Origin of the sequence: Polaribacter sp., from assembly GCF_049276715.1 — a bacterium.
Taxonomy (GTDB): domain Bacteria; phylum Bacteroidota; class Bacteroidia; order Flavobacteriales; family Flavobacteriaceae; genus Polaribacter.
Genome location: NZ_JBASWY010000049.1, coordinates 1 through 5,184, shown reverse-complemented (window position 1 = coordinate 5,184; position 5,184 = coordinate 1). Strand labels below are relative to the sequence as shown.

The following is a 5,184-nucleotide window of genomic DNA, read 5'->3' as shown; positions in this document are numbered from 1 at the left end:
CTTCAATTTCTGATTTTATAATATTTCTTAAAATTCCTAAATCATAAACATAACCTGTTTCTTTATCAATTTCTCCAGTTAAAGAAACGATTAGCTCGTAATTATGACCATGATAATTAGGATTACTGCATTTATTAAAAACTTCGAAGTTTTTAGCATCAGACCAATCTTTTCTATATAATCTATGTGCTGCATTAAAATGCGCTTTTCTATTAACGGTAACTTTAGGTATTCTTTAAGTTTTGATACGATTCTTTAAATATAATTTTAAAAACAACAATTTTATTGGATTTACTTATTTTAAATATTCTGATTTAAAAGAAGCATTTATTTTTGAAAAGCTTAGAAGAACAGGCAAAAAACCAGACTCTAAATAAAGATTTTCTACTACATCTATTCATTTTTGTTATTCATATTATTGCTATACAACTTTTAGTTAGTTGAAAATACTAGCAATTGATGCATATAGTTTTAAATTATTTTCATGCAGTAAATTAGCTTATTATTGTAATTCTTTGCTTATTACATATTTAGTTTTGTTTTTGTGAAACGCTTCTATTCCACTCAATTTATAGAAAACACGTAATTTTAAAAAAATTAACACTAATTTTTATTAAAATATTTTTAGAAGATATTATATTTGTGTATTAAAAATAAAATACAATTATTTTGAAAATTAAAATACAATTATTTTTTTCCTTAATCCTTATAAGCACGCTCATAACAATAAAAGCCCAAAATAGAACTTTATATGTAGATAATTTTGCCAATATACTTGGTAATTATTCACCAGAAAATGAGCTTCTTGAATTTGCAAAAAAACACAAAATAAAAGAATTAATTTTATACGATTTACATAAAATTAACAAAAGTTTTCCTCTAGGAGATAGTACTCAGAACCAAATACTTGCTGACTTTATTGTAAAAGCAAAAAAAGAATATGGCGTGGAGCGAATAAGTGCTTCAGGTGAAAGTGGCAACTTCTTTATCGAAGCCATTCATCCTTACAATGTATCTAGAAAAAATAAACTTGAACGTTTTGATGTATATAACTTAGAATATGAATATTGGAATGAGCATGAATCATTAGATGGTGGTTATTATTGTAGAAATTACTTAGTAAATTCACAAATGAAGTGTAATAGAGAAAATTCTTTTAAGTATTTTATAGGTTCTTTAGAAACAATGCGTTTTCTTGCAGATGAAATAGACCATGATATTGAAGTAGAAGCATACATTGGCAGGTACAACCACGAAGAAGTAAAAGAAATTTCTAAGCACATAGACCGTTTATTAATACACGATTATGTAAGAAGAATAGAAGGTGTTTTTCCTTATGTAAAAAAGAGACTAGAGCTTTTAGATGAAATTGATTCTAATATAAAAGTATCTATTTTATATTCTGCAGAAATGAATTTTTTAGGTGATTATTTTAAAAATCACGAATTACACGAAGCAGAAAAAAAGTTTTTTGATAGCTTGCGTAAAGAAGAAAAACACCTTGATGACCACATAAATTGGAACGGATTTAGTTACTACAATTACGATTATCTTAAATATGTTACCCATTTAAAACATAGATAATTTTTTTAAACCTTTGTTATTGTTAATCTTGTATTTTTTTTAAAAAAGCAGAAAAAAAATAAAACTTTATTTTACAGTTAAAATCGAAAGGTTTATTTTTGAGGCTTTAAAACCTCATCTTATGAAAAAGTTTACAAACAAAAAATTCCTTTTTTTTATTACACTAACCTTAGTGTTTTTTAATTCAAACGCACAATCTAAAGGAGACATTGCCATTGTTGGCTATAATACAGATGGTACTGGAGATGGGTTTTCTATAGTTGCTTTAGCAGATATAGCAGCAAATTCAACCATCTACTTTACAGATTCAAATTGGGATGAAACTGCTAATGCTGGTGCTGGTGCTTTCGTAGAAAGTGGTGGTGAAGATTCTTTTTTAACATGGGGTACAGGAGCCTCAATTATTACTGCAGGAACCATAGTAACTTTTACAAATGTTAGTGAAGGAAGTGGTTTTACTGCATCTACAGGTACGCTATCTAGAGATGGAGGGAATATGAATTTATTAAATGCTGGAGAAACTGTATTTGCTTACTTAGGTTCGCATAGAGATACACCTACACTTTTTTTAACAGGATTTAAAAATGGTGCTGTAGGAACAGATCTAACAGATACAGGGCTAACAGTAGGTATAGACTTTATTGAAGTACAAGTAGGGTTTGGTACAGCAAGTGGTACTATTAGTGGACAATATGATGCAGGACAATATAATGGAGAAAGAGCAAACTTAGGTTCTTTTAGCGATTATTTCGCAACGATAAACCAACCATCCAATTGGGAAGGAACAGATGGTGGAGGAGGTTCATACTTACCTTCTTCTCCAACGAATTTTACTATCAATACAAACACACCTTCTAAAGGAGATATTGCTTTTGTTGGTTTTGATACTGATGCTGCAGATAGCTTTGCAATAGCTGCATTAGCTGACATACCTGCAAATACAACCATTTATTTTACAGATTATGATTGGGATGAAACAAATAGTGGTGCTTTTACAGTAAGTGCACCAAGTGCACCAGATGCTTTTTTAACTTGGAATTCAGGAAATAACGTTATAATAGCGGGTACAATAATCCATTTTACTGGAATAGATACTGGAACTTCTGATGTTTCTATTGGGTCTATAACAATAGATGGCACAATGAATTTAATAAATGATGGTGAAACTGTATTTGCTTATTTAGGCTCAAATAAAAATACGCCTAGTTTATTTCTTACAGGTTATAAAAACGGAGATGTTACTACAGAATTAGCGGGTACTGGATTAACAATAGGTACAGATTTCTTGCGAATGAACAATAACGATTTTGGTGTAATGCCTGGTAATGGAGATGGGAGTGCAACTCCACATCCAGATCAAGGAAGATATAATGGTTCTAGAGCTAACCAAGGCTCCTACAGTAATTATTTTTCAATAATAAACACAGCATCAAATTGGGATGGTAGAGATAATGGTAATTTTACTCCATTTAGCTCCTCTGCTTTTTCAATTGGTACAAGTAATACAACATTTAATGGTAATACAAATGTAGATAATGATTGGAATAATGCTGCAAACTGGTCTGAAGGTGTACCAACATCTTCTAGTATTGCTTTTATAACAAATGGAGCCACTGTTTCTATTTCTTCTGGTGAAGCTATTGCTGCAAATGTAGATTTACTTTCTAACTCAACATTAAGTATTGCTTCTGGTGCTGGACTTACAGTTACAGGAGTACTTAAATCTACTGCAGATGATGATGTTCTAATTGAAAGTGGAGGTTCTTTAATCCTTTTAGGTAACGAAACTGCTTTGGTTAATAATGCAAAAGCTTCTTTAGATTTGGCTACTACCAATTTGGTATAATATTACTTCTCCTGTTACAGGACAAGACATAGATGCTTTTGTAACTGCTTCTGGTTTACAACAAAGTACTACTCCAGGAAGTACAGATAATATAGCATTAGGTACTTATAATACACTTGATGACACTTGGACATATTATCAAAATGGTGCTACTGGAACAGGTAATTTTGAACTTGGAAAAGGATATTCTACAAATCTTACTGCTGGTAGTGGTACTTTAGATTTCTCTGGTAAAATAACTACAACAAATTTTAGTACAACTCTTGTAAACACAGATAATGGTTTTAACTTTTTAGGGAACCCATTTCCATCTTATATTCCAGGAAACAATCCTGCAAACACTACGAATATTTTAGCGTCAAATTCTGGTATTTTAGACGAAGCAACTATTTGGATTTGGAATCAGGCAAATAATAGTGGTGCAGGAGGCTATGATACTTTTAACCATTTAACAGGTGCACTAAATATTGCTCCTGGCCAAGGATTTTTTGTAAAAGCTGCTAGTGCTTCATCTTTTGTAATTAATAGAGAATTACAAACACACCAAGCTACACCTACTTTTCAAAAAAGTAGTAATAACATTACAAAAGTTAACTTAAAAGTAAAAGAGGGTAATTCTGTTAGAGATACAGACATTTATTACTTAGAACATGAAAAAGTAACCAAAGCATTCGATAATGGCTATGATGGTTCTCTATTTGGTAGTAATGGTTTTTCTATTTACACAAAGGTAGTTTCTAATGATAGTGATAAAAATTTAGCAATACAAGCTTTACCAAATAAAGATTTCGAAACAATGATTGTACCTGTAGGTATTTCTGCTGATGCAGGGAAAGAAATTTCATTTTCTACAGAAATAGAAAATCTTCCAACAGATATTAAAGTGTTTTTAGAAGATAAAACTACCAACACAATTACACGTTTAGATGAATTAAATAGCGAGTATAAAGTTACTTTAAATGAAGCTTTAAATGGTACTGGTCGTTTTTATCTTCATACAAAATCAAGTAGTGTATTAAATACAAACGATTTAGAATTAGCAAGTATTAGTATTTACAAATCTAATAACGAAACATTAACCCTTAAAGGTAACTTAGAAGGCGAAGTAAGTTTTAAGTTGTATAACATACTTGGAAAACAAGTTATAGGATCTACTTTTAAGGTAAATAATGTAAAGAATATCAAACTACCTAATTTAGCAAAAGGAGTCTATGTAGTTAATATTGAAACTAATAAAGGCACAATCACTAAAAAAATTATATTATAGTTATAGCATTATAATAGATAAAATTTAAGAATGATGAAAAAAAATCAAGAAAATATTACAAGGAAAGAGGCCATTAAAAAAATTGGTAATTACGGTAAGTACATAGCATTAACGGCTTTAGGAACTTACATGATTTTAAACCCAAAAACAGCTCAGGCTGCTAGTAGTGCTCCAGCTGCAACTGGGGGAGATTTTTAAAGAAATTATTTACCAGAATAACTCACAAAGTTTCTGGGAGTTTCATAAAGTACTATTTCTAAATCCAATTGCTGAGGTAAGTGTTTACGTAGTTTATTATAAGTAACTACGCAAATATTCTCAGCAGTTGGGTTTAATGTTTTAAATTCAGGCACTTCAATGTTTAAGTTTTTATGATCAAAGCAATCTTCAATTTCTGATTTTATAATATTTCTTAAAATTCCTAAATCATAAACATAACCTGTTTCTTTATCAATTTCTCCAGTTAAAGAAACGATTAGCTCGTAAT

General features: G+C 30.1%; 7 protein-coding genes. 4 read left to right on the top strand and 3 right to left on the bottom strand.

Annotated elements, in window-relative coordinates; translation table 11 throughout:
* The coding region (locus WAO74_RS13085; RefSeq protein WP_422162703.1) for a 6-pyruvoyl trahydropterin synthase family protein at window positions 1-232 on the bottom strand (232 nt) is incomplete at its 3' end.
* 437 nt (window positions 233-669) lie between these two features.
* Between WAO74_RS13085 and WAO74_RS13080 the strand changes: the two genes are divergently transcribed.
* Both WAO74_RS13080 and WAO74_RS13075 read left to right on the top strand, forming a co-directional pair.
* Entirely contained in the window at window positions 670-1,584 is a 915-nt protein-coding gene (locus WAO74_RS13080) for a hypothetical protein (RefSeq protein WP_422162702.1), read from the top strand.
* 121 nt (window positions 1,585-1,705) lie between these two features.
* Complete coding sequence (locus WAO74_RS13075) at window positions 1,706-3,430, top strand: hypothetical protein (protein ID WP_422162701.1); 1,725 nt, start codon at window positions 1,706-1,708, stop codon at window positions 3,428-3,430.
* Window positions 3,431-3,568: 138 nt separating this feature from the next.
* On the opposite strand, the gene WAO74_RS13070 is transcribed toward WAO74_RS13075, so the two are convergent.
* Window positions 3,569-3,703, bottom strand: coding sequence for a hypothetical protein (locus WAO74_RS13070; RefSeq protein WP_422162700.1), 135 nt, complete (start codon window positions 3,701-3,703; stop codon window positions 3,569-3,571).
* A gap of 523 nt (window positions 3,704-4,226) precedes the next feature.
* Here WAO74_RS13070 and WAO74_RS13065 point away from each other — a divergent pair.
* Together WAO74_RS13065 and WAO74_RS13060 are read left to right on the top strand one after the other, a co-directional pair.
* Window positions 4,227-4,697: a T9SS type A sorting domain-containing protein gene (locus tag WAO74_RS13065; RefSeq protein WP_422162699.1), complete on the top strand. Its 471-nt coding sequence runs from the start codon at window positions 4,227-4,229 to the stop codon at window positions 4,695-4,697.
* 30 nt (window positions 4,698-4,727) lie between these two features.
* Entirely contained in the window at window positions 4,728-4,895 is a 168-nt protein-coding gene (locus WAO74_RS13060; protein WP_422162698.1) for a hypothetical protein, read from the top strand.
* A gap of 5 nt (window positions 4,896-4,900) precedes the next feature.
* On the opposite strand, the gene WAO74_RS13055 is transcribed toward WAO74_RS13060, so the two are convergent.
* Window positions 4,901-5,184 (bottom strand): 6-pyruvoyl trahydropterin synthase family protein (locus WAO74_RS13055; protein ID WP_422162697.1); only part of this gene is annotated, 284 nt, incomplete at its 5' end.

Coding starts and splice junctions, on each gene's coding strand:
- WAO74_RS13065 (WP_422162699.1), top strand. CDS start 4,227: ATGATTGTACCTGTAGGTATTTCTGCTGATGCAGGGAAAGAAATTTCA.
- WAO74_RS13060 (WP_422162698.1), top strand. CDS start 4,728: ATGATGAAAAAAAATCAAGAAAATATTACAAGGAAAGAGGCCATTAAA.
- WAO74_RS13075 (WP_422162701.1), top strand. CDS start 1,706: ATGAAAAAGTTTACAAACAAAAAATTCCTTTTTTTTATTACACTAACC.